16 protein-coding genes are annotated in these 21,574 nt (G+C 70.7%); 12 read left to right on the top strand and 4 right to left on the bottom strand.

Features of this window, described 5'->3' with window-relative positions; translation table 11 throughout:
- The first annotated feature begins 11 nt into the window (after window positions 1-11).
- Entirely contained in the window at window positions 12-1,340 is a 1,329-nt protein-coding gene (locus tag CP970_RS08180) for a phytase (RefSeq protein ID WP_055549284.1), read from the top strand.
- Window positions 1,341-1,360: 20 nt separating this feature from the next.
- Here CP970_RS08180 and CP970_RS08175 read toward each other — a convergent pair whose 3' ends face one another.
- Entirely contained in the window at window positions 1,361-1,858 is a 498-nt protein-coding gene (locus CP970_RS08175) for a hypothetical protein (protein WP_055549282.1), read from the bottom strand.
- 142 nt (window positions 1,859-2,000) lie between these two features.
- Here CP970_RS08175 and CP970_RS08170 point away from each other — a divergent pair, with 142 nt between their 5' ends.
- The 9 genes from CP970_RS08170 to CP970_RS08120 all read left to right on the top strand — a co-directional run bounded on the left by CP970_RS08170 (window position 2,001) and on the right by CP970_RS08120 (window position 15,409).
- On the top strand, window positions 2,001-3,002 hold the full coding sequence (locus CP970_RS08170; protein WP_055549280.1) for an ArsR/SmtB family transcription factor: 1,002 nt from the start codon (window positions 2,001-2,003) through the stop codon (window positions 3,000-3,002).
- A gap of 150 nt (window positions 3,003-3,152) precedes the next feature.
- Window positions 3,153-4,496 carry a S41 family peptidase gene (locus CP970_RS08165; protein ID WP_055549278.1) on the top strand — a complete coding sequence of 448 codons (1,344 nt, stop codon included), beginning with the start codon at window positions 3,153-3,155 and terminating at the stop codon, window positions 4,494-4,496.
- A gap of 124 nt (window positions 4,497-4,620) precedes the next feature.
- Window positions 4,621-4,935 (top strand): hypothetical protein, encoded by a 315-nt coding sequence (locus tag CP970_RS08160; RefSeq protein WP_055549276.1) that lies wholly within the window; start codon window positions 4,621-4,623, stop codon window positions 4,933-4,935.
- A gap of 6 nt (window positions 4,936-4,941) precedes the next feature.
- Window positions 4,942-9,435, top strand: coding sequence for a DUF6531 domain-containing protein (locus tag CP970_RS08155; RefSeq protein ID WP_055549274.1), 4,494 nt, complete (start codon window positions 4,942-4,944; stop codon window positions 9,433-9,435).
- 35 nt (window positions 9,436-9,470) lie between these two features.
- Complete coding sequence (locus CP970_RS08150; RefSeq protein WP_055549272.1) at window positions 9,471-10,055, top strand: hypothetical protein; 585 nt, start codon at window positions 9,471-9,473, stop codon at window positions 10,053-10,055.
- 53 nt (window positions 10,056-10,108) lie between these two features.
- Complete coding sequence (locus CP970_RS44830) at window positions 10,109-11,161, top strand: hypothetical protein (RefSeq protein ID WP_224058323.1); 1,053 nt, start codon at window positions 10,109-10,111, stop codon at window positions 11,159-11,161.
- The gene (locus tag CP970_RS08130; protein ID WP_055549270.1) at window positions 11,103-11,549 is read left to right on the top strand and encodes a contact-dependent growth inhibition system immunity protein; all 447 of its coding nucleotides are present in this window, start codon (window positions 11,103-11,105) and stop codon (window positions 11,547-11,549) included. The genes CP970_RS44830 and CP970_RS08130 overlap by 59 nt, the downstream gene beginning before the upstream one ends.
- Window positions 11,550-11,693: 144 nt before the next feature.
- Window positions 11,694-12,032 (top strand): trypco2 family protein, encoded by a 339-nt coding sequence (locus CP970_RS08125; RefSeq protein ID WP_063806122.1) that lies wholly within the window; start codon window positions 11,694-11,696, stop codon window positions 12,030-12,032.
- Between the two features lie 26 nt (window positions 12,033-12,058).
- Window positions 12,059-15,409 carry a tetratricopeptide repeat protein gene (locus CP970_RS08120; RefSeq protein WP_055549268.1) on the top strand — a complete coding sequence of 1,117 codons (3,351 nt, stop codon included), beginning with the start codon at window positions 12,059-12,061 and terminating at the stop codon, window positions 15,407-15,409.
- A gap of 18 nt (window positions 15,410-15,427) precedes the next feature.
- Here the strand turns inward: CP970_RS08120 and CP970_RS08115 are convergent, their stop codons facing one another.
- Window positions 15,428-16,240 carry an SAM-dependent methyltransferase gene (locus CP970_RS08115; protein ID WP_398656904.1) on the bottom strand — a complete coding sequence of 271 codons (813 nt, stop codon included), beginning with the start codon at window positions 16,238-16,240 and terminating at the stop codon, window positions 15,428-15,430.
- A 128-nt stretch (window positions 16,241-16,368) separates the two neighbouring features.
- Window positions 16,369-17,064: a helix-turn-helix transcriptional regulator gene (locus tag CP970_RS08110; RefSeq protein WP_055549266.1), complete on the bottom strand. Its 696-nt coding sequence runs from the start codon at window positions 17,062-17,064 to the stop codon at window positions 16,369-16,371.
- Window positions 17,065-17,149: 85 nt separating this feature from the next.
- On the opposite strand from CP970_RS08110, the gene CP970_RS08105 reads away from it, so the two are divergent.
- Together CP970_RS08105 and CP970_RS08100 are read left to right on the top strand one after the other, a co-directional pair.
- The gene (locus tag CP970_RS08105; RefSeq protein WP_079043632.1) at window positions 17,150-18,082 is read left to right on the top strand and encodes an aldo/keto reductase; all 933 of its coding nucleotides are present in this window, start codon (window positions 17,150-17,152) and stop codon (window positions 18,080-18,082) included.
- A gap of 44 nt (window positions 18,083-18,126) precedes the next feature.
- On the top strand, window positions 18,127-20,667 hold the full coding sequence (locus tag CP970_RS08100; RefSeq protein ID WP_055549264.1) for a DUF6185 family protein: 2,541 nt from the start codon (window positions 18,127-18,129) through the stop codon (window positions 20,665-20,667).
- Window positions 20,668-20,676: 9 nt separating this feature from the next.
- Here CP970_RS08100 and CP970_RS08095 read toward each other — a convergent pair whose 3' ends face one another.
- Entirely contained in the window at window positions 20,677-21,501 is an 825-nt protein-coding gene (locus CP970_RS08095) for an endonuclease I family protein (RefSeq protein WP_055549262.1), read from the bottom strand.
- Window positions 21,502-21,574: the final 73 nt, after the last annotated feature.

Below are 21,574 nucleotides of genomic sequence, written 5' to 3'. Positions count from 1 at the left end.
GGAGACACCACGTGACCAGACGCCGTCCGACCCATCGAACGATCGGCCCGGTCCTGCTCGCACTGACCACCGTCCTGGCGGGGGCGACGGCGACGGCCGCCGCACCCGCCCGTACCACCGCGGAGCCGCTGCCGGGCGTCATGCCCCGGGCCGAGACACCCGTGCTGCACGACGACGACGCGGGCGGCAACGCCGACGCCGACGACCCCGCGATCTGGCGCGACGCGGCGGACCCGGCGCGCAGTCTGGTGATCGCGACGGCGAAGGAGGGCGGCCTGCGCGCCTACGACTTGGACGCGCGCCCCGTGCAGTCGGTCGCGGCCCCGCCCGCCACCGGTCCCGACGACGCGCCGGGCCGCTTCAACAACGTCGACCTGGTCCACGACCTGAAGCTCTCCGCCGGAGCGTCGGGCCGCGCGGACCTCGCCGTCACCAGCGACCGTGGCCACGACCGGCTCCGCTTCTACCGCATCGACCGCGACAGGACCGGCGGCCCGCTCACCGACGTCACGGACCCGGCCGCCCCGCCCGTGTTCTCCGCCGACCAGGCCGAGATCAACGAACAGCGCACCGCGTACGGCCTCGCGACCTGGCAGGACAAGGCGAGCGGTCGCTCGTACGCCCTGGTCAGTCAGCGCGAGCGCACCAGCGTCGCGCTCCTCGAACTGCTCCCGGGGCAGGGCGGCAAGGTCTCGTACCGCAAGATCCGCACCCTTGACCTGCCCTCCTCCTTCCGGCTGCCGAACGGCACCTCGTGGAGCCCGTGCGCGGAGCCGGGTGAACTCCCGCAGGTCGAGGGCATGGTCGTCGACCCGGCCAACGGCACGCTCTACGCCGGACAGGAGGACGTCGGCATCTGGCGCCTGCGCGCCGACCTCACCGGAAAGCCCCAACTCATCGACAAGGTCCGGGAGTACGGCGTTCCCGGCGTCTACGACGAGGAGACCGAGGAGTGCACCCCCGGCGCCGACCCCGGCTACGGAGGCAAGCGGATCGCCTCCGACGTGGAGGGCCTGACCCTGGTCGAGGAGCCGGAAGGCGACGGCTACCTGCTGGCCTCCAGCCAGGGCGACAACACCTTCGCCGCGTACGACCGTGAGCTGAGCGACCGCAACGAGTACGAGGGCGGCTTCCGCGTCACCCCCGCGGGCGGCGCCCTGGACGGCTCCGAGGAGTGCGACGGCGCGGCCGCACTGAACGAGCCGCTCGGCCCCAAGTACCCGCACGGCCTCCTCGTCGTGCAGGACGGTCACGACACCCCCGTCGACGGTGACCGCCCTGCCACGAACTTCAAGTTCGTCGACCTGGGCAAGGTGCTGACGGCCCTAGACGACGACTGAGCCAGTACTTCACGGCTGGCTCAGTACTTGTTGAGGCGCCAGCCGCTCCAGTGGCCGGGGGCACCTCCGGTGTTGCCACCGTTGAACCGCTCGTCGTAGTAGGTCTTCCCGTTGGTGCCCTTGCAGGTGATCGCGAAGTTCCAGCCGTTGACCCAGGCCATGTCGATGGAGTGGTTGCCGGGCTGCGTGCACTGGCCCCCGAGCGAGGTCCAGGCGCTTGTTCCGCTGCCGCTGCCCCACTTCGAGTAGGCCTGGCGGTTCGTGCCGATGACGAAGACCTGCCACTGCCCGTTGGGCAGCTTGTGCTTGAGCTGGCTGTTGCAGTAGAAGTTCCCGCCCCAGTTGCTGTAGTGGCACCAGCCGCCGCTCTGGTAGGTCGTACCGGGGTCCGATACGGCAATGGCGGCGCGGCTCTCGGGGCCCGTGGTGGCCTGGGCGGTTCCGGCCAGGGCGCCGGTCAGGCCGAGGGCCAGGCCGACGGCGGCGATACCGGAAGCGGTCTTCACACGTGTGAGCACGGATGTTCCCTTCCTGTTGGAGAGCCGTGATCGGCTCAGAAGTGCGTTGTGCGAGAACAGCTTTTGCCGGGATGCTCCGGTCGACCAATCCATTCGATGTGCCTCGAATAGCTGGACACCGACGGGGACCACGGGGGGTCCGATGGGTCTGCGGATCCACTTCACCGGTGACGACGTACGGCGGGTGACGATCGCTCAGCACCCCGCGCCGATGTGGGAGATCGAGCGCAGCCTGCGCGCCCTGCAACTGCCCGACACCGGCGCGGCGACCGCGCCCTGGCGGGCCTGGGCGCGGATGCGCCTGCCAAGGACCGCGCACCACCTGTTGACCCTGGTGCCGCCCAGCGGCCCCTGCCCCGACTTCCTGTCCCCGATCGGACACGCCGCCGACCTGGAAAGCGGTCTGGAGCAGGTGCTGAGCACCCCTCGCTCCCTGCTCAACCGCGACATGGAACAGCTCGCCCAGCGGCGTCGACTCCCTGTCTGGGCGCAGGACGTGGGCCGGGGATCGCTCCCGGCCCTGCGCTCCCTGGGACGCGCGCTGCGCGACTACCACCAGACGGTCGTCAGGCCCGTGCACCGCCAACTGGCCGCCGACTTCGACGTGGTCGTGGGCGAGCTGACGCAGACGCTGTCCCGGCACGGCCTGGACGCCCTCTTCGCGGGGCTGCACCCCTCGATCCACTGGAACCCGCCCGTACTCGAAGTCGGGCACGAACTGTTCGACGAGGACGTCTACCTCGACGGCTGGGGACTCCATCTGGTGCCGTCGTTCTTCACCCCCACCAACGCCTTCTGCGTGAACCACCAGCCGCCGATGACGGTGATCTTCCCCATCGTTCCCCGCGAGCCCTGGCACCCGGGGCCCGGACCCGGGCGGGCCCGCGCGGCCGACACGCTCGCCGCGCTCCTCGGCGGCCGACGCGCCGCGCTCCTGCGCCACATCGCCGCCACCGACGGCATCACCACCACGCGCCTCGCCGACAGCGCCGCCCTGGCACCCTCCACCGTCAGCCATCACACCGCGGCACTGCGGGACGCGGGACTCATCACCACTCACCGCACCGGCACGAGCGTCCGCCACTGCACCACGCCTCTGGGCCTCAACCTCCTGCGCGCGCAGCCGGGCGGCATTCTCGTGTGAGGCGTATGAGCACGGCGCCACCGGGGGTTTTCCCCCTGCCGATCGACCGGCCTGCCGGATGTTCCCTGCGGGGGTTCTCAGCGATCGTGAGTTGGCGAAGCGTGTACACACAGAGAGAGGAAAGCCGTGCGACACAGGACTTCCAAGACCATGACGGTCACCGTGGCTCTGGCCCTCGCGGGCGGTGCGATGGTGCCCGTCGCCGCGGCGACGGAGCGGACGGCCCCGAGACCGACGTCCGTCGACGGCGTCTGGCGCGTGGAGGGATACGGCGCCGTCCTGTCGATCGCGGCCGGACGGCTGCGGGAGTACCAGACCACGGACATCAGCTGCCTGAAGGGCGACTCCGCGAAGCGGACGGCGCCGGGGGAGTACCGCGCCGCCGACGGGACGGTCCTCACCGTACGGACGGAAGGGGCCCGGCACGGATCCCTGCACCTGTCCGGATCGGCGGGCGACCGGCAGCTGCGGCGCGTCGCGGAACTCCCCGAAGGCTGCGGCCGCCCGATGCCCAAGGACCCGGTGGCGGCGTTCGACGTCTTCTGGCAGTCCTTCGAGGAGAACTACCCCTTCTTCGCCGCCAAGGGGATCGACTGGCACGCCGTACGGGACGCGTACCGGCCCAAGGTGCACGCCGACACGACGAGGGCCGAACTCTTCGCCGTCTTCAGCAAGATGGTGAAGCCGCTGTACGACGCGCACGTCGCCGTCTTCGACGGCGAGCGCAGGTTCTACCAGGTCCGCCCGGGAACGACCGCGCCCGGCGAGAAGCTGGACACCAAGGTCAAGAACCACATCGTGCGGCGCGACCTCAAGGGCCACAAGCCGCAGGAATTCGCGGGCGGCCGGATCAGCTACGCGGATCTGCCCGGCAGCGGGCAGGGCTATCTGCGCATCTCCGGCTTCGCGGGCTACAACACGAAGGACCCCTCGTACGCGGCCCAACTCGCCGAACTCGACAAGGCGTTGGACACCGTCCTCACCCCCGCGCGCACGGCCTCCCTCAAGGGACTGATCATCGACCTGCGGGTCAACGGCGGCGGCTCCGACGCGCTCGGCCTGCACATCGCCGAGCGCCTGACCGACACGCCGTACATCGCCTACCGCAAGCGCACCCAGTACACCGAGCCGCAGCCGATCCCCGTACGGCCCGCGCGCGACGCGCCCCGCTACACGGGTCCGGTCGCCGTGCTGACCGGGGGTTCGACGGTCAGCGCGGGCGAGACCTTCACGCAGGCGCTCATCGACCGGCCGGGCAGGACGGTCCGCATCGGGCAGCCCACGCAAGGAGTCTTCTCGGACGTCATGGACCGAAGGCTCCCCAACGGCATGGCGGTCTGGCTCCCGAACGAGGAGTTCCTGACCCGCTCGGGCGGGACCTTCGACGGCCCAGGCATCCCGCCGCACGTGCGTACGCCGGTGTTCACGAAGGAGGAGTTCGAGAAGAACAGGGACTCGGCCTTCGACAAGGCGGTCGCGCTGCTGCGGGACTAGGCGCGAGGGACCAGGCTCTCTGCCCTCCCATGACTGAATGAAGGGGTTCCGCTTACCCCGGACAGCTACTGTCTGCCGTTGGCATGTGCACATAGCAACGCGGCGTTTCGGGGGATGGTCGGCCATGGGGGACCTGGGTAAGGACTCGGAGTCGATAGCGAAGGCGGCGCCGCTGCTGCGCAAGGCGCCGCATCACATCGCAAAGCCGCTGCACGACTTCAAGACGGCCTCGCACGACCTGTCCGCGCTGGGCGCGCTCGGTGCGCTGATGAGCGCGACCGATGACGTACGCGAGGGCATGGAGACGCTCGCCGAGGTCGCCGGGGACCTCGTGGACGAGTGGCACGGCGAGGCCAAGCTGATGACGGACCTCTCCGAGGCGTTCGACGTCCTGGACGTGCTGCTCGAAGCCGCCGCGCGCGGCAAGAAGCAGGGCTGAGCGGACATGGTCGACCTCAACCCCCTGCACTACATCAACAAGTTCAACCACATGGCCGGCGACAACATGGCCTCCATGATGGAGTTCCTGGGGATCTCCGACCCGGCCGTCGACCCGGACGGCGTCCGGGAGATCGCCAAGAAGTGGCGCAACCTGGCCAAGGCGGTGGACGCCTCGGTCAAGGACGCCGAGTCCGCCCTCAAGGACGTGACCTGGGAGGGCAAGACCGCCACCGCGTTCAACAAGCGGGCCAAGAAGACCCGTTCGCAGGCCACCCAGATGGCCGACTCGCTGCGCGACGGCGCCGACGCGCTGGACAAGTACGCCGACGAAGCGCACGAGCTGCTCACCGAACTCAACGTCATCATCCTGGAGATCATCGAGGTGGAGATGGCGGGCCTGGCCCTGTCCGTCCTCACCGGCGGCGCCTCCGCCGTGGTCAGCAGCCTCGCCGCGGGCGCCCGTTTCGCGAAGGTGATGGCGCTGCTCGGCCGCATCGAGCACGCGGGCACGGCGATGGCCCGCGCCATCAAGGCGGTCCTGGAGGTCATCCGCGGCCTGCGCCGCGCGCTGCGGGCGCTCAAGGAGATCAAGACGATCGCGCGGGTCGGCAAGATGGCGGGCGAGGGCGCCAAGTTCGCGGCCCTGGACACGCTGTTGAAGGACCCGGCCACCTTCAAGGACCCCGGCAAACTCGCCGAGACCCTCGCGCTCGGCGCGGCCCTGGGGGTGGGCCTGGGCAGCCTGGGCACCTTGCTGGGCAAGGGACTTGGCAAACTCAAGCCCAAGGACCTCTCCAAACTCCGCGGCGCGATGAAGCTCGACTGCGCGGCCTTCAAGCGCCTCTCCCTCCGCCCCGGCTTCGACAAACTGCCCGCCTCGGTGCGCAACGCGCTCAAGAGGTTCGTCCGCGACCCCGTCGACGTGGCGACCGGTGACATGGCGCTGCCTCGCACGGATGTCCAACTCCCCGGCGTGCTGCCGCTGTTGCTGGAGCGCACGCACCTCTCCTCCTACCGCTTCGGCGGCTGGTTCGGCCCGTCCTGGGCCTCCACCCTGGACCAGCGCGTCCAGGCGGACGAGGACGGCTTCGTCTACGCGGCGGCGGACGGCGCCCGGCTCTGCTTCCCGATCCCGGACGCGGAATCGGGCCTCCCGTCCCGCCCGGACACCCCGGGCTCGCGCCTGACCCTGTCCTGGGCGGACGACTTCGACGGCGCGCTCTGCGTGCACGACCCCGACACCGGCCTGACCCAGGTCTTCCACAGCCCGGTCCCGGCCGCCGCGGGCGAGGCGGTGGACGTCCCCCTGCAATCCATCCAGGACCGCAACGGCAACCGGATCACCATCGAGTACGCGGAAGGCGACATCCCCGCGGCGATCACGCACACCGGCGGCTACCGCATCGCCGTGGACCGCGACGACTCCAACTCCCGCATCACGGGCCTGCGCCTGCTGGACCCCGCTGCTCCCTCGGCCCCCGGCACGACCCTGGTCACCTTCGGCTACGACGAGGCAGGCCACCTCGTCGAGGAGACCAACTCCTCGGGCCTGCCGATGCGTTACACCTACGACGACGCGGGCCGCATGACGTCGTGGACCGATCGCAACGGGACGACGTACTGGTACGTGTACGACGCGCGTGGCCGCGTCACCGCGACGGGCGGCACGGGTGACGCGCTGGCCTCGACCTTGGCGTATGAGGACGCGACGCGGACGACGCGGGTGACGGACTCGCTGGGGCATGTGCGGGTCTATGAGCACAACGAGGCGTTTCGGCTGGTTCGGGAGACGGATCCGCTGGGGCATGTCATGGAGCAGGAGTGGAGTGACGATCTCCAACTGACTGCTGTGTCAGACCCGTTGGGCCGGACGACTCGGTACGCGTACGACCAGGTCGGCCGCCTGATCCAGGTGACGCGGCCGGACGGCGCGCACTCCTCCGTCGAGTTCGACGAGTCGGGCCTCCCTGCCCTGACGGTCGAACCGGACGGCTCCCGCTGGGTCCGGGAGTACGACAGCATCGGCAACCCCGTCGCCGTAACCGACCCCGCAGGCCGCACCACACGTTTCGCCTACGACCCGGCGGGCGGCCTCTCGGAGGTCACGGACGCCTTGGGGCACGCGGTGCGGGTCCGTTGCGACGGCGCGGGGCTGCCGCTCACGGTGACGAACGCGCTGGGTGCGGTGAACACCTATGAGCGCGATGCGTTCGGGCGCCTCGCTGTTCTGACGGACCCGCTCGGCGCGCGGACCCTCCTGGAGTGGACCGTCGAGGGGAGGCCCGCCAGGCGCGTCACGGCCGACGGTTCGCAGGAGACTTGGCTCTACGACGGTGAGGGCAACTGCACGCACCACACGGACGCGAGCGGCGCGGTCTCGCGTTTCGAGTACACGCACTTCGATCTCCTGTCGGCGCGCACGAGTGCCGACGGGGTGCGCCACGCGTTCACCTACGACAGCGAACTGCGGCTCACCACGGTCACCAATCCGCAGGGCCTCACCTGGGAGTACCAGTACGATGCCGCGGGCCGCCTGGTCGTGGAGTCGGACTTCGACGGACGCCTGCAGCGGTACGTGCACGATGCGGCAGGCCAGCTGACCCGGCGCACGACTCCGCTCGGTGAGGAGATCCGCTACTGGCGCGACGCGCTCGGACAGGCCGCGCGGAAAGACGTCGCCGGGCAGATCACCGACTTCACGTACGACGCGGCGGGCCGCATGCTGCGCGCGGCCACGCCGGACACGGCCGTCGAATGGCACTGGGACGAGAAGGGCCAGCTCCGCGCGGAGACGGTGGCGGGCAGGGGACTGAGCTACGCCTACGACGAACTCGGCCGCCGCACACGCCGTACGACGCCCACTGGAGCGGTGAGCACCACGTCGTACGACGTGGTCGGCAACCGCACCGAACTGACGACAGGCGGGCGCAGCCTGCGCTTCGAGCACGACGCGGCGGGACGCGAGACCACCCGCCATGTCGGAGGTCACCTCGCCATCGCCCACACGTTTGACCAACTGGGCCGCCCGCAGACCCAGACCGTCACAGGACCCGAGAACCGTCGCGTCCAGGAACGCGCATACCGATACCGCGCGGACGGCTACCTGACGGACATCGAGGAATCGTCGGGCGGCAGCCGGACCTTCGAGCTCGACACGGTCGGCCGGGTCACGGGTGTCAGTGCCGCGGGGTGGCGCGAGACGTACGCGTATGACGCGGCGGGCAACCAGACGGATGCCTCCTGGCCCGCGACGCACCAGGGGCAAGAGTCCCAGGGGGCGCGTGAATTCGCCGGGATGACGCTCCTGAGGGCGGGCGGTGTCCGGTACGAGCACGACGCCGCGGGCCGCGTCGTGCTCCGTCAGAAGACCCGTCTGTCACGCAAGCCGGACACGTGGCGATACACCTGGGACGCGGAAGACCGGCTCACGTCGGTCGTCACGCCGGACGGGACGCGGTGGCGGTACACCTACGACCCTCTCGGTCGGCGCATCGCCAAGGAACGGCTCGCCGCCGACGGGGCGACGGCCACCGAGCGCGTCGACTTCACCTGGGACGGCACGACGCTCTGTGAACAGACCACACGGGGCGCCGACTTCGCCTCTCCCGTCACGCTGACGTGGGATCACGACGCGGTGCGGCCCTTGGCGCAGACGGAACGCATCGCCGCCCACGAAGGCGGTGGCGGCTCCGCGGACGGCAGCGACTTCGCCGATGGCTGGTCGTCGGCCGGTGGTGAGCCGTCGCAGGAACAGATCGACGAACGCTTCTTCGCCATCGTCACCGACCTCGTCGGCACCCCGACGGAACTGGTCGACGAGGACGGTGACATCGCCTGGCGCATGCGCTCCACCCTCTGGGGCACCACGAGCTGGGCCGCCGACAGCACCGCGTACACGCCACTCCGCTTCCCGGGTCAGTACTTCGACCCGGAGACGGGCCTGCACTACAACTACTTCCGTTACTACGACCCCAGTACGGGCCGTTACCACTCACCGGATCCGCTCGGTCTGCGTCCGGCGGACAACGCCTTCACCTATCCGCACAACCCGTGCACCTGGACGGACCCGCTCGGGCTCGCACCGGAGTGCGGTGACGCCGATGTGCCGCCGAGCAACTGGGTGCCGGACGAGAACTATTCGCCGGAAGAGATCACCCGGCGTATCGGTGGGAACAAGGACCGCAAGGCATGGTTCGAAACGCCCGAGGACATTCACAAAATCGTGGACGACATCGTTAAGAATCCCAATAAGGAACAGCGTTACACCGGTCCGGTCGACGATCGTGTGGCCGACAATTATCGGGGCGGAAAATCCCGCGCGGGGCAGCGGTGGAAGGGTCAGCCCATCTATGACAACGGAAATCCGTTTAGTCAGGCGCGAGTTGTGGTGGACCGGGAGGGGAACATCGCCTACTTCGGCAGGAGCAAGGACGGATCACACAACTATGACCAGGTCATCCCGTACCCTTGGGCGAAGGCGCAGCCGCGGTCCAACTAGGCGCGGGCCGCGAACGCTCATCTCGAAGGAATGCCATGCGGGAAGCAGAACTGGAGAATTCGCTGACCAAAGCGGGTCTGCGATATCTGGGAATCGTGGAATCGTCCGACTCGCTCATCCCTCCGCGCCTCGCGCTCTTCGCGGATTCCGTGGAGACCGGTGGCCAGGAATGGGCCGTGAGTGTGGAATCCGACGCGCCCGACCTGCGGGAGAGGCTGAACCACGAGTGGTACATGCTCAGCGCGGACCAGGGCCTGTTCCAGCCGGACGCCCCGGAGTTCCTGCTCGCCGTCGGCGACGGGGGGACCGCGCATCCTGACTCGCTGCGGTGGGCGCGGGTGGCCCTGACAGTGGACTGCGACCTCGCGGGCGCGGGTGCCGAGGCCGGGGTGACGGGGCGCGGCACGGGCCACCCCGACTTCGCGATGCTGTCCCTCGACGGCACCGTCCTCGTGCGAGGGGCGAAGGGGGAGGAGTGGACGGACTGCGTCCTGCTGAGGAACCCCCATCGCCTTCCGTCGCTGAGGGAGCTCGGTACGCGCATGGCGGCATCGCCGGAGACTCCGCAGGCGACGCGGGACGCCCTGGAGCGCTGGTTGTCGCACACGTGGGCCGACTGAATGACGCCCACGGTCAGGAACGTGTGCGGGCCCAGGGAGGGCTGACGACGACCATGCTGCACGAGATCGAGGACATCGAGCAGGAGCGGCTCCGGGTCGCCCGGCGGTCCTCCTCGCAGGACGCGCCCCCGGTACTGAGCACGTTCGACATGACGTTGACCGTGCCCGCGGCGGAGTTCGAGGCACGCCTACGGTCCGTGCTCGATGTCGCCCTTGGCCTCGCCCTCTCGGTGGACTTCGCCGAGGAGGACCTGCCGGTGGCAGCCGTCCCCGCGTGGTTCGCCGAGGTGAGCGGCCCGCTCTCGGCGGAGGCGCCACTGTTCGCGCGCCGCGGCAGAGAGCGCTACGCCGCGGCGATCAGGGGCGGGTCCTGGGAACTCCAGGGCTGGCTCCACGAGTTCGACCCCGACTCCGAGAGCCGGGGCTGGGCGTGGTGGGACCTGACGTACTCGGCGGACGGCAAGGTGCGGATCTGGGCCGACAGTTGGGGTGAGGACTTCTTCGCCTGCGACGAGCTGCGCTGGCTCGCCTACGTCGCGGGCGCCGAGGACGTGAGCGGGCCGCATCTCAGGCGGGTCGACGCCTGGGAGCAGGCGCGGCGAGGCGCGGGAACGCCGGAGACCACACCACGAGAGGGGTGGATCCGGTCCGGAGACGAAGCGGGCAAGTACGTGCGGGTCCAGGAACTTCCCGACTCTCCGCCCAGCTACCTGATCCTGCTGGCCCACGACCAGGAGTTCACGAACGGCTGCGGCGACCACTGGGTGGAGGACCGCTCGTCTCTGGATGCGTTCTTCGCCGAAGGCGGATGGGTCGTCGACTGGTCCGGGTCGGACGACTCCCTGGAAGCGTCGATTCGCTCCCGCCTGCGTTCCCTCGCCGCCGGTGTGGTCACGCCCGACGAGGTGTCCGCATGGGCGCTGCACACCATGGAGGGCGATTCCCCCCAGTTGCGTGATGCCCGGATCTGGACCGCCCTGGACCGGCTGTCCGGAGCGGATCTCCTGGAAGACCCGGGGCAGTACCTGCACGGAAAGGAGGACGTCGATGCCTGGCTCGAGGAATTCGAGGGTGACGGGGCGGTCCGATCGTGGCCGCACCCTTGAGGAGCTGGAAGGCCGGTGCTGGCCGGAGCCTTCCGGGGATGTGACGTCCCTGGTCAGGGACGCGCACGAGCTTCGCCGCCGTCCCGTCGGAACCCTGGAACCGCACGAGCTCGCCCGGCTCATCGGGCAGGACGTCGGGCTGCCCTGGCTGCTGCCGCTCGCCGTGGAGATCCTCCGGGACACCGCGCCGAAGCAGGCGGAAGGCGGCTGGTTCGACGACGAGCTGCTGTACGCCGTCGTCACCAGGAAGCCGGAGATCTGGGCCGTCACCCCGGAACTCGTCCGTGAACTCAAGGAGGCACTGGTCCTGCTGACCGGGGTGTCACGCTACGTGAGGCAGGAGATCGACGCGTTCCTCGCGGCGGTTCCGGCGCCCGGGGAAGGCTGACGACCACCCACGTCGCGCTGGGTGTGGTGGGACCTTACGCACGATCTGGGCAGACCTTCCCGGAGAACCGGACCGACGCACGACACCAGCGCCGTAGAGTATGCGCGGCAAACCGCAAACACGCGGCAGAGCGAGGGGGGAAGCGTGGCCGAGGGCATCGGGGTCGGCGAGGCGGTGCAGGCGTTGCGGGACGAGTTGTTGGCCGCGGCCGCCGCCGGGGCGTCCAGTGACGTCAAGTTCGAAGTCGGGCCCATTGAGCTGGAGTTCGCCTTCACCCTGTCCCGGGAAGGCACGGCCAAGGTGGGCCTGAGCCGGATCTTCAGTTCGGTGGTGTCCGCGGAAGCGTCCGGCAAGGTCGCCAAGGAGGACGTACACAGGGTGAAGTTGGTCCTCACGCCGAAGAACGGCGCCGGTGAGCCACTTCTGATCGGCCATCAGGGGCAAGAGGACGTCGGGGAGTTGGATTCATCCTTCGGGCGATGAGGGTCAGCTGAGGGGCAGGGGTCGCCGTGGAGGAGAGGCGCCGGGTCGCCGTGGTGAAGGCGGCGGCCGGGCAGGGGTCCGGCTACCTGCTCGCGCCGCGCCTCGTCCTGACCGCCCAGCACGTACTGGGCACCCACACGCGCGCCACCGTGCGGACACCCGGCGGCAAACCGACCGGCTGCCAGGTGGTGTGGGCCCGCTCCGACGGCCCGTACGACACCGCCCTCCTGCTCGCCGACGAGGACGTGCTCCCCGCCGTGGATCCGGTGCGCTGGGGCAGGCTGGTGACGTCGGACCCGGCCGACGTGTCGATTCTCGGGTTCACGGCGCTGGCGGGCCGCGACGGGCGTCTCGGGTCCGCCGCGTTCCGAGGGGCGGCCGATCCGCTGGAAGCCGTCGAGGCCGACCGCTACGTGCTGGCCCTGGAGGGCAGCCCGCCGAACGGGCCCGCGCACACGTCGCCGTGGGCCGGTCTGTCCGGCGGCGCGGTCTGGTGCGGGGACACCCTCGTCGGGGTCACCGTCGCGGACCTGCCGGGGTGGCCGCACAGCAGGCTCGAAGCGGTCCCCGCCTACGTGCTCCTCGCGGACGACGGATTCCGCGAGCTGATCCGTCGGCACACCGGCACGGCCGTACACCTCGAACCGGCCGAACTCGCCGACGGCGTCGAGGCCGTGGAGCCCCTGGTGCCACGCTCCGTGGCCACGCTGCTGCACCCCAGAGCGGAGACCGTGCGGTTCACCGGACGCCGTGAACTCCTCGACGAGATGGTGGACTGGAGCACCTCGGGCGACGGCCTGTCGGTGGCCCTGCTGAGTGGTGCCGGTGGGGCGGGCAAGACCAGGATGGCCCGCGAAGTGGGCCACAGGCTCGCCGCGTCGCGGTACGCCGTGGTCCACCTCAGCAGGCGCAGCGGACCCGAGCACCACCGGCTGCTCGCCCGCGCGACGGCCCCCGTCTTCCTCGTGATCGACTACGCGGAAAGCCGCGTGGACGACCTGGGGGACCTCATCGGGCGCCTGAGCAGGCGCCCGCGCGGTCTCCCCTTCAAGGTCCTCCTCGTCGCGCGCGCGGTCGGCCAGTGGTGGGACGACGTACGCGCCGATTGCGGGCCCGAGGCGGCCGACGTGACGAAAGCGGCCCGGCGCTGGGCGATCCCGGACACCGCGTCGCTCGGCGTCGCGGAGGACGAGGCGTTCCGTACGGCGGTGGAGGACCTGACGCGCGGCGCGACCGCGCTCGGCCTCGCCGTGACCGCGTCACCCGAAGCGGCCGCCCTCGATGCGGCCGCCCTCCTCCGCCGGGGCTCAGCGCGCGGCCAGCCGCGGACGATCCTCGACATCCACATGGCGGCGCTGGCAGGGATCCTCGCGCCCTACTCCTCGGCGGAGGTGCGCAGCGCCCAGGAGATGCTGCTCGATCACGAGGGCGTCTATTGGCGCAAGACGTCGCGGCGGGCGCCGCTCGACCAGCTCGGCGACGCCGCCCTGCGGAACGCCGTCGTCGCGGCCACGCTGGTGGGACCGGTGCCGAGCGACCGCGCGCACGACATCCTGCACCGCGTACCGCGCATCGGCGACCACCTGGAATCGGTGCGCTGGGCCGTGGCCGACTGGGTGCGCGACCTCTACCCCCGGCCCGAGCCCGTCGACGGCGGCGCCTCCTGGCACTGGGGTCCCCTGGAGCCCGACCCCCTGGGCGAGTACCTCGTGGGCACCTCCGTGGCGGCCGAACCCGAGATCTTCCTGCGTCTCGTGGGCGTCCTCGACGCCGAGGAGGCCGTGAACTCCCTCCTCGTACTGAGCAGGGCAGCCGCACAGATCCAGGCCGGGGCGCTGGAGAGCGTCCTGCTGACCGCCGTGCGCGCGCAACCGGCCAGGCTCGCGCCCCTGCTGATCGCCGCGGGAACCCGCAGCGCGGAACCCGCCATCCTGATCGCCGCGCTCGACCGGATCCTCGTGGAGGGACTGCTGCCCCCGGACCAGCTGCAGGAACTCTCCCTGCGGACGCCCTTGATGACCCGCGCGCTCGCCTCATGGAGCATCCGGCTGGCGGAACAGCTCGCGCAGCTCGTCGACGAGGAGTCGCCGGACGCCCCCGAACTGCAGCGCGCGGGTTCCCTGCACAACCTCGCCATGAGGCTCATGACGGACTACCGCTACGAGGAGGCCCTCGCCGCCGCGACGACCGCGCTGAACCTCGTCGACACCGTGCCGACCGTACAGCCGGTCTTTGAAGGACTGCTGCTGCACCAGAGGGCCGCGGCCCTCGGAAAGCTGGGGCGGGCGGAGGAAGCCGTGCGGGACGGCAGGAAGAGCGTCGGACTGGTGACCGCCTGGCGGCCGGAGGAACCCACCGATCGGCTGTCCGTCCTGGCGGGAGCGCTGAACAACCTCGCCATCCACCTCGCCGACACGGGTGACCTCGACCAAGCCCTGGAGACGGCCCGAGCTTCGGTCGCCATGCGCCGCGCTCTGGTGGCCCGTCACCCCTTCGCGCTTCCCGACCTCGCCCGGTCGCTCAACACGCTCGCGAAGCGCTACGACGCGGTGGGCCGTCCCACCGAGGCGCTGGAGGCGGCCGAGGAGTCGCTGCGTGTCCGCCGGGACGCCGCCGAGGACAGTCCCGACGCCTATCTCCACGAACTGGCGTCCACGCTGAGCACCAAGTCAGCGATTCTGGCGGGCCTCGGCCACCTCGCCGACGCACGGGAAGCCCTCGCGGAGGTCGCGTCGATCGAACGCCGCTTCGCACGCTCCGATCCGACGGGTCACCGACGGGCGGAGTACGTGCTGACGTTGCACACCCTGGCGGAGCTCTGCATCGAGGCGCGCGCTCCTGCGGAGTCCATGGCGGCGGCGGACGAGGCCGTCGGTCTGGCACGGGAACTGACGGTCACTCACGGTCGCGGCTATCTGCCCCTGCTCGGAGCGTCCTTCCTCGTGCAGACGGGGGCGCTGATCGCCGCGTCGTGCCACGCGGTGGCCTTCCGGGTGTCCAACAAGGCCGCGCAGGTCTTCCGCACCGTCTGCCGCGAGGAATCGCCCGATGTGCGGGGCCTGTTGAGCGCCTTGCGCAACCAGGGCCAGTTCCTGTCCCTCATGAAGCGGCACGAGGAGGCCGAACAGGTCGCGGCGGAAGCCGTGTCCGTCATGGCGGGCTGGTCCGAGGAACTGCGCGAGGAGTACGCCGAGGAGTACGCGGCCGCACTCGCCACGCACACCAGAACACTGCTCGCCCTGGGCCGAGCACGGGAGTGCGGCGAGGCGAGGGACGCCGCGCTCGCGCTCTACCGGCGGCTGGAGCGGGACGCCCCGGGCTCGCACACCCGGCTCATCGCCGAGCTGACGCGCCTCGGGACGTCCCCGGACGACTGACCTGACCTGACCGGGCCGCTAGGCCTTGCGCCCCACGGCCCCGTACGCGTCGACCGCCGTCGAGTCCGCCGTCTCCGCACGCCACCGCGTGACCTGCTCGACGCCGGGCTCCACCAGGTCGAGGCCGTCGAAGAAGCCGCCGATCTCCGCCACTTCGCGTACGTAGTAGGGGGTCGCTCCGCTCTTGTTGTACTCGTTCGACGCGGCGATCATGCCCTCGCTGGTGGCCGTGGAGTCGCTGATGACCAGGTAGCTGCCGGACGGCAGTCCGGCCATGAGGCGGTTGACCAGGTCGCGGGCCTGGGCGTAGTCGGCGACGTGGCCGAGCGTGTTGAGGATGATCAGGGCGACGGGGCGCGAGAGGTCCAGGGTCTTCGCCGCCTCGCGGAGGATCGCCTCGGGGTCGTAGAGGTCGGCGTCGATGTACGCCGTCTCGCCCTCGGACGTGCTCGTGAGGAGGGCGCGGGCGTGCGCGAGGACCAGCGGGTCGTTGTCGACGTAGACGATGCGCGAGTCGGGGGCCGCGGCCTGGGCGACCTCGTGCGTGTTGTCGGCCGTGGGCAGGCCCGTGCCGATGTCGAGGAACTGGCGTACGCCCTGCTCCGTGGCGAGGTGGCGGACGGCACGGCCCAGGAACAGGCGGCTGGTGCGCGCCACGTCGACCAGACCGGGGAAGATCTCCTTGATGTGGTCCCCGAGCTCGCGGTCCTTCTCGTAGTTGTCCTTGCCGCCCACGAAGTAGTTCCAAAAGCGTGCGGAGTGCGGCTTGCCGGTGTCGATGCGGGCGCGTATCGCCCCGGCCTCGGCGGCCTCCGCGGCGTCGATCTCGATGGGGCCGAGCTGGGGTACGTCGTCTGACACGGGAAGCCTCCTGGAACGTACTGGGCGCAGCGGACGCGGCGCAGGCAGTTCAATGATCAAGCAGATCGGGCATCAATCTAGACGGTCCTGTGCCACAGTCAATTGCCTGCCCCGCCCCGGCCGTCGAAATCCAACTCGCGCGCCCGGAGCCCCGCTTGGAAGCGGGACGTGGCGCCGAGCGCCGTCATCAGTTCGGCGACGCGCCTGCGGAACGTGCGCAGCGACATGCCCAGTTCACGCGCCGCCACCTCGTCGGTCTGCCCGGCGCCGAGCGCCCGCAGGACGCGGCGCGCCTCCTCGTCCAGCGCGGGCGGTCGCGTGCGGCGGAACTCGGCGAGATCGGTGGCCGTCTCCCAGGCGGCGTACACCAGCGCCCGCACGCCCTCGACCGCGATCGGGGACTGGATCACCGTGAAGGTCCGCACGCCCCTGACCGGCGCCCCCGCGAGGATCGCCACCCGCCGGTCGATGACGATCGCCTCGTGCGCGAGCGGCGCGGCCGAGATCCGCACCTGCGCCCCCGACGCGGCGATCCTGACGAGGCGCTGCTCGGAGGCGTGGTCCGCGAGCGCGCGCGGCGTGTACAGCTTGCGCATGACCAGGCCGCCGGGGACGAGCGGCGGGCGCCCTCCCTCGGCGAAGGCGGCGTTCACGCCCGGCGAGAAGGTCACCAGGTCGGCCGCCGCGCACAGGAACTCCTCGCGGGCCCCGGTGAACAGGCCGCCCGCCCGGCGCACCAGCTCGCGCTCGCCGCGCAGGGACACGATGTGGTCGTTCGTCGTAGGGCTCGGCATGGTGCGGACAGTCTGCGGCGCGGTCGGCGTGGCAGCAAGTGGCCACGTGATCGCGGTCTTCGGGCGCGGCGCACAGGATCTGGCCATGGCAGCAACCAGCGAAGACATCAGCGGCGGCATCAGCGAGGTCAACAGCAAAGGCAGCGGCAGCGTGGCCGCGGCTGCCGCCGGGCAGTGGCTCATCGGCGGTGAGCTCCCCGTGAACCGCATGGGCTTCGGCGCGATGCGGCTGCCCGCGGGCCGGTGGGAAGGGCCCGCCCACGACCCCGCGCGGGGCATCGAGGTGCTGCGCCGCGCCGTCGAGCTCGGCGTGAACCACATCGACACGGCCGCCTTCTACTTCTTCGAGGACATCGCGGCCAACGACCTCATCCGCAAGGCCCTGCACCCCTACGCCGACGAACTGGTGATCGCCACCAAGGTCGGTCCAGGACGCCTCCCCGACGGCAGCTGGCTCGACCCGGCGGACCCGGCCGAGCTGCGCGCCGCCGTGCACCGCAATCTGCGCGAACTCGGCCGGGACCACCTCGACCTGGTCTATCTCCGCTTCCTGACCACGGACGGCCCCGGCGGCGACCGCTTCGCCACGCTGGCGGCCCTGCGCGACGAGGGCCTCATCCGGCACCTCGGAGTCAGTAGCGCCACGCCCGAACAGCTCGCGGAGGCGCGGGAGATCGCCCCCGTCGCCGCCCTGCAGAACAGATTCAGCCCCCTCACGCGCGAGCACGCCGAGCTGGTCGAACTCTGTGCCGCGCAGGACATCGCGTACGTCCCGTACTTCCCCTTCGGCGGCGCGGGAGCGCCCGACCTCGACGTGCTCCGGCGCGTCGCGGACCGACACGGAGCCACGCCCGCGCAGGTCACCCTGGCGTGGCTCCTCGCCGTCTCGCCCGCGATGCTCGCGATCCCGGGAACGTCGTCACCGGCCCATCTGGCGGAGAACGTGGCGGCGGCCGGACTGCGGCTCGACGCCGAGGACCTCGCGGAACTCGCCGCGCTCGTGGACACTGACGGATAGACCAACTCAAGCGTCGGGGGCGGTAGTTGGGGAAACGTGCGGTCGTGCTGTTGCTCACGCTGTGCGCGGTGCTGTGGCCCGCGCGGGCGGGAGCCGTCCAGGAGTCGCTGGACAAGAGGTGCGACACCGCGGGCCTGGACAAGGCCGAGGCGAGCGCCTCCGTCCGGCTTGCGCACGGCGGCCGCATCCACACCAAGGTGACCGCGAGCCTGACCGTCCACGTCCCCTCGTCCTGGCGGCTCGCCTCGTCGCTCCTGATGAGCGAGGACACCGGCGCGTACCGCAAGGCCATGGGCTGCCTGACCCGCCCCCACGAGTCGCAGCACCAGTGGTGGGGCGAGTGGCGGCCCGAGGGGAGCCCCCGGGTGAGTGCGGAGAAGGGCGGCTTCGAGGTCGCCTTCGACACCTTCTCCTGGATCGACGAGGCCACGGAGTGGTTCGCCCTCGGCCCCTGGAAGGTGAAACGGGGTGTGGCGTACTGGCGGCTGCTCTTCGCACCGGCGCCCGGGCTCCACCGCGTCGACTGGACGGAGATCCTGGTGGACCCCGGCGCCCCGGGAGCCGAGTCCGCCGAACCGGAGCCGACCACGCGGAAGGACGCCACCGCGCTCGTGTGGTACCCCAAGGGCGAGAGGGCCCCGCCGCCCGTCGACGTCCGGATCGAACCGAGCTGGCAGCGGTCGCTCGGGGCGCAGGACGACCGGCTGCTGTTCGCCAACGTCAGCACCGTGGGCGGCATGGCGTGGACGTTCGCGGCGAGCGGGCTCCTGCTGTACGCGGCCCGGCAGGTGCGCCGCCGAGCAGGGGCCAGCGCGGCGGAGACGCGGGCCGCGCGGACACTGAGCGACTGGGCCTGGGTCTCGGCCGGGCTCGTCACCGTCGTCAATGCCGACGAGGTGTTCTACCGCCTGGCCAGGGCCTTGGGCGACGAGGAGGCCTGGTACGACCGTGAACAGCGGCTCAGCCTGCCCATGAGTCTCGGCGCCGCCGTGCTGATGCTCGCCTTCGGACGGCCGCGACGACCCGTCGCATGGGCGGCGGTGGCCTTGGCCGCCCCTCTGCTCGCGGTGAGCTGCGCGCCGCAACGGTTCGGGCTGCCCACGTCACTGGAGCTTCACGGGGGCGCGCCGGACAGGGCGGTGTACGCACTGTTCACCGCCCAAGGCTGCGCGCTGGCCCTCGGCCTCGTCGGATTCGCCGCGGCCGCCTGGCGCGCGGCCCGCGACTGCGGCCTCGTCCCGCCGAGCAGGACGGCCCCCTACGGGCCGCGCGAGTTGCAACTCCGGTACGCGGGACCCGCGGTCCTCGTCAGCACCGTGGTCGTCGGCGTCTGCTACGCCCTGACCGCGGAACGCGACTGGCAGCGTGCCTCCTGGCTGAGCCACCGAGGGGACCCCGCGTACGGCTGGGAGCACCTGGACGACCTCAGGACGAATCTCACCTGGTTCGCCGTGAACTTCCAGAACTGGTGGTTCTGGTACCACTGGCTCATCACCGGCCTCGTCGTCCTCACCGCGCTGCGGGCCGCCAGCGTGCGAGCCACCGAATCGCCGGTCGCGGAAGCGGAGGACCGGCGGCTGTTCCTGCTGTTCTTCCCCGTCATCGTCGGCCTGGGCCTCGGCGCCTTCGAAAACAACTCACTTCTCGAAGCCCTCTGGCTCTTCCTGAACATGGCGGCACTGCGCCTGATCACGGTCGTGGCCCCGGGCCGGACCGTCCTCGGACACGACCTGGAGAGGACCGGTGAGCGGCTCGGCGCCAGCGTCACGGCCGCTCGGCGCTCCGACCTGCTCGGCCGTGCCCGGCGCTACCGCGAGATCCACGCGATGATGCGCCGACTGGAGGCGGGACAGTCGGACGACGACATACTCCAACGTCGCCTGCTCGAACAGGAGGTACGCGGACTGCACACCTGGACCAGCGGCGCGGGAACCACCGACCGGCTGCCCTCCGACGTCTCGGTCGTCGACGTGGCGCTCGCCATGGGACCGCGTGACACCTGGTGGGGCAACGGCTGCAGAGCCGCCCTCATCGCGTGCTTGTTCGGCCTCCCGGCGAGCGCGGTGGTGGTCTGGTCGGGCTGGATCCGAGGCGACAACTGGCGCGGCAGCGCGTACTACGGATTCGGGCTGCCCGACATGGTGAGCGGCTTCGTGACCTGGCAGACCTGCTGGGCAGGCGCGGGGTTCGTGCTCGGCGCGCTCTGGCGCTGCCTGCCGGGGCGGCGCGGGCCGGTGAAGGCGCTGATGGTGGCCGCGGCCTTCGCCCTGCCCGCCGGCGTCGACGCGCTGGGGAACTTCTTGATGGACCAGGGGTACGGAGACATCGGCCTGGAAGTGCTGACGATGCTGCTCGTCCTCACGCTCACCGGCATCGCCCTGGACCTCGATGTCTTCCAGGGCGAACGCCGGTTCTGGCAGAGCCGGTTCGGGCTCCTCCTGTCGATCTACCAGATGCGGTACTTGTCGCTCCAGCTCGCCTATCTGGTCGCACAGGCGGTGGCCATGGTCACGCTCTGGCAGTTCTTCGCCGACACCGGTGGGGGGCCACCGGCCAAGGAGCTCGAGGGCGGTGGCGGGAGGTGAACGGTCAGGTCAGTAGACCTCCTCGACCCACTCCGGGTGGTCGATGAACGGGTTCCTGTTGTGCTGGAACTTGTCGAATATGACCTGGTTCCGGTTCTTCTCGAACGCGTCCGGCGGGTCCTCGTCGCTCCACTGCTTGAGGACGGAGAGGCGGCCGATGGCGGGCGCGCTGCCGTTGTCCACCTTGTCGTTGGGCTCCAGGTCGGGGAAGCCGCTCTCGCCGTCGTAGCGCACGGCCATGTAGAGGATCATGCGGGCCACGTCGCCCTTGACCGCGTCGCGCGGCTCGAAGGAGTCGTCGTCGGTGAGGTTGCCGGGGGCTCCTTCGACGGCGCTGCCGCCGTTGTCGAAGTCCTTGTTGCCGCGGATGCTGTTCACCGTGACGTCCTCGGGACGCAGGTGGTGGATGTCGGTGCCGGGCCCCGTCGAGGTGCCGAAGTCCCCGTGGGACTTGGCCCAGACGTGCTCGCGGTTCCAGTCGCCCTGGTCACCGCCGCTGCTGCCCTTGCTCCGTGAGGTGCCGCTGTAGAGCAGGATCACGTTGGAGCTGTTGGCGGGGTCCTCGTCGGTGGTCTTGAGGGCGTCCCAGACCTGGTCGTACGAGAGCTTGGTCTGCTCGCTGATGATCGTGTGCAGCGCGGACTTGAGCTCGGGGCCTGTCTTGCCGAGCGCGTCCTTGTAGTACGTGTCGTCGTAGGCGCCGACGGCTGTGGCCGCCGGTGCCTGTGTGGGGGATGTGGTGGCCGTCGCGGTGGTCGGCACGGTGATGCCGACGAGGACCGCGGCCGCGGTCAGTGCCAGGGGTTGCCAGCGGCGTACGCGCGGGACGGGCATGTGGGGGGTGTCCTTTCCCGAAGGCCTCGCGAGCCGCGCGCCCGCCCAAGGAGCGTGCGGTCTACGCGAGTTG

Source organism: Streptomyces kanamyceticus, assembly GCF_008704495.1.
In the GTDB taxonomy this organism is placed as follows: Bacteria; Actinomycetota; Actinomycetes; order Streptomycetales; family Streptomycetaceae; genus Streptomyces; species Streptomyces kanamyceticus.
This window is presented reverse-complemented; position numbering and strand designations above follow the sequence as displayed.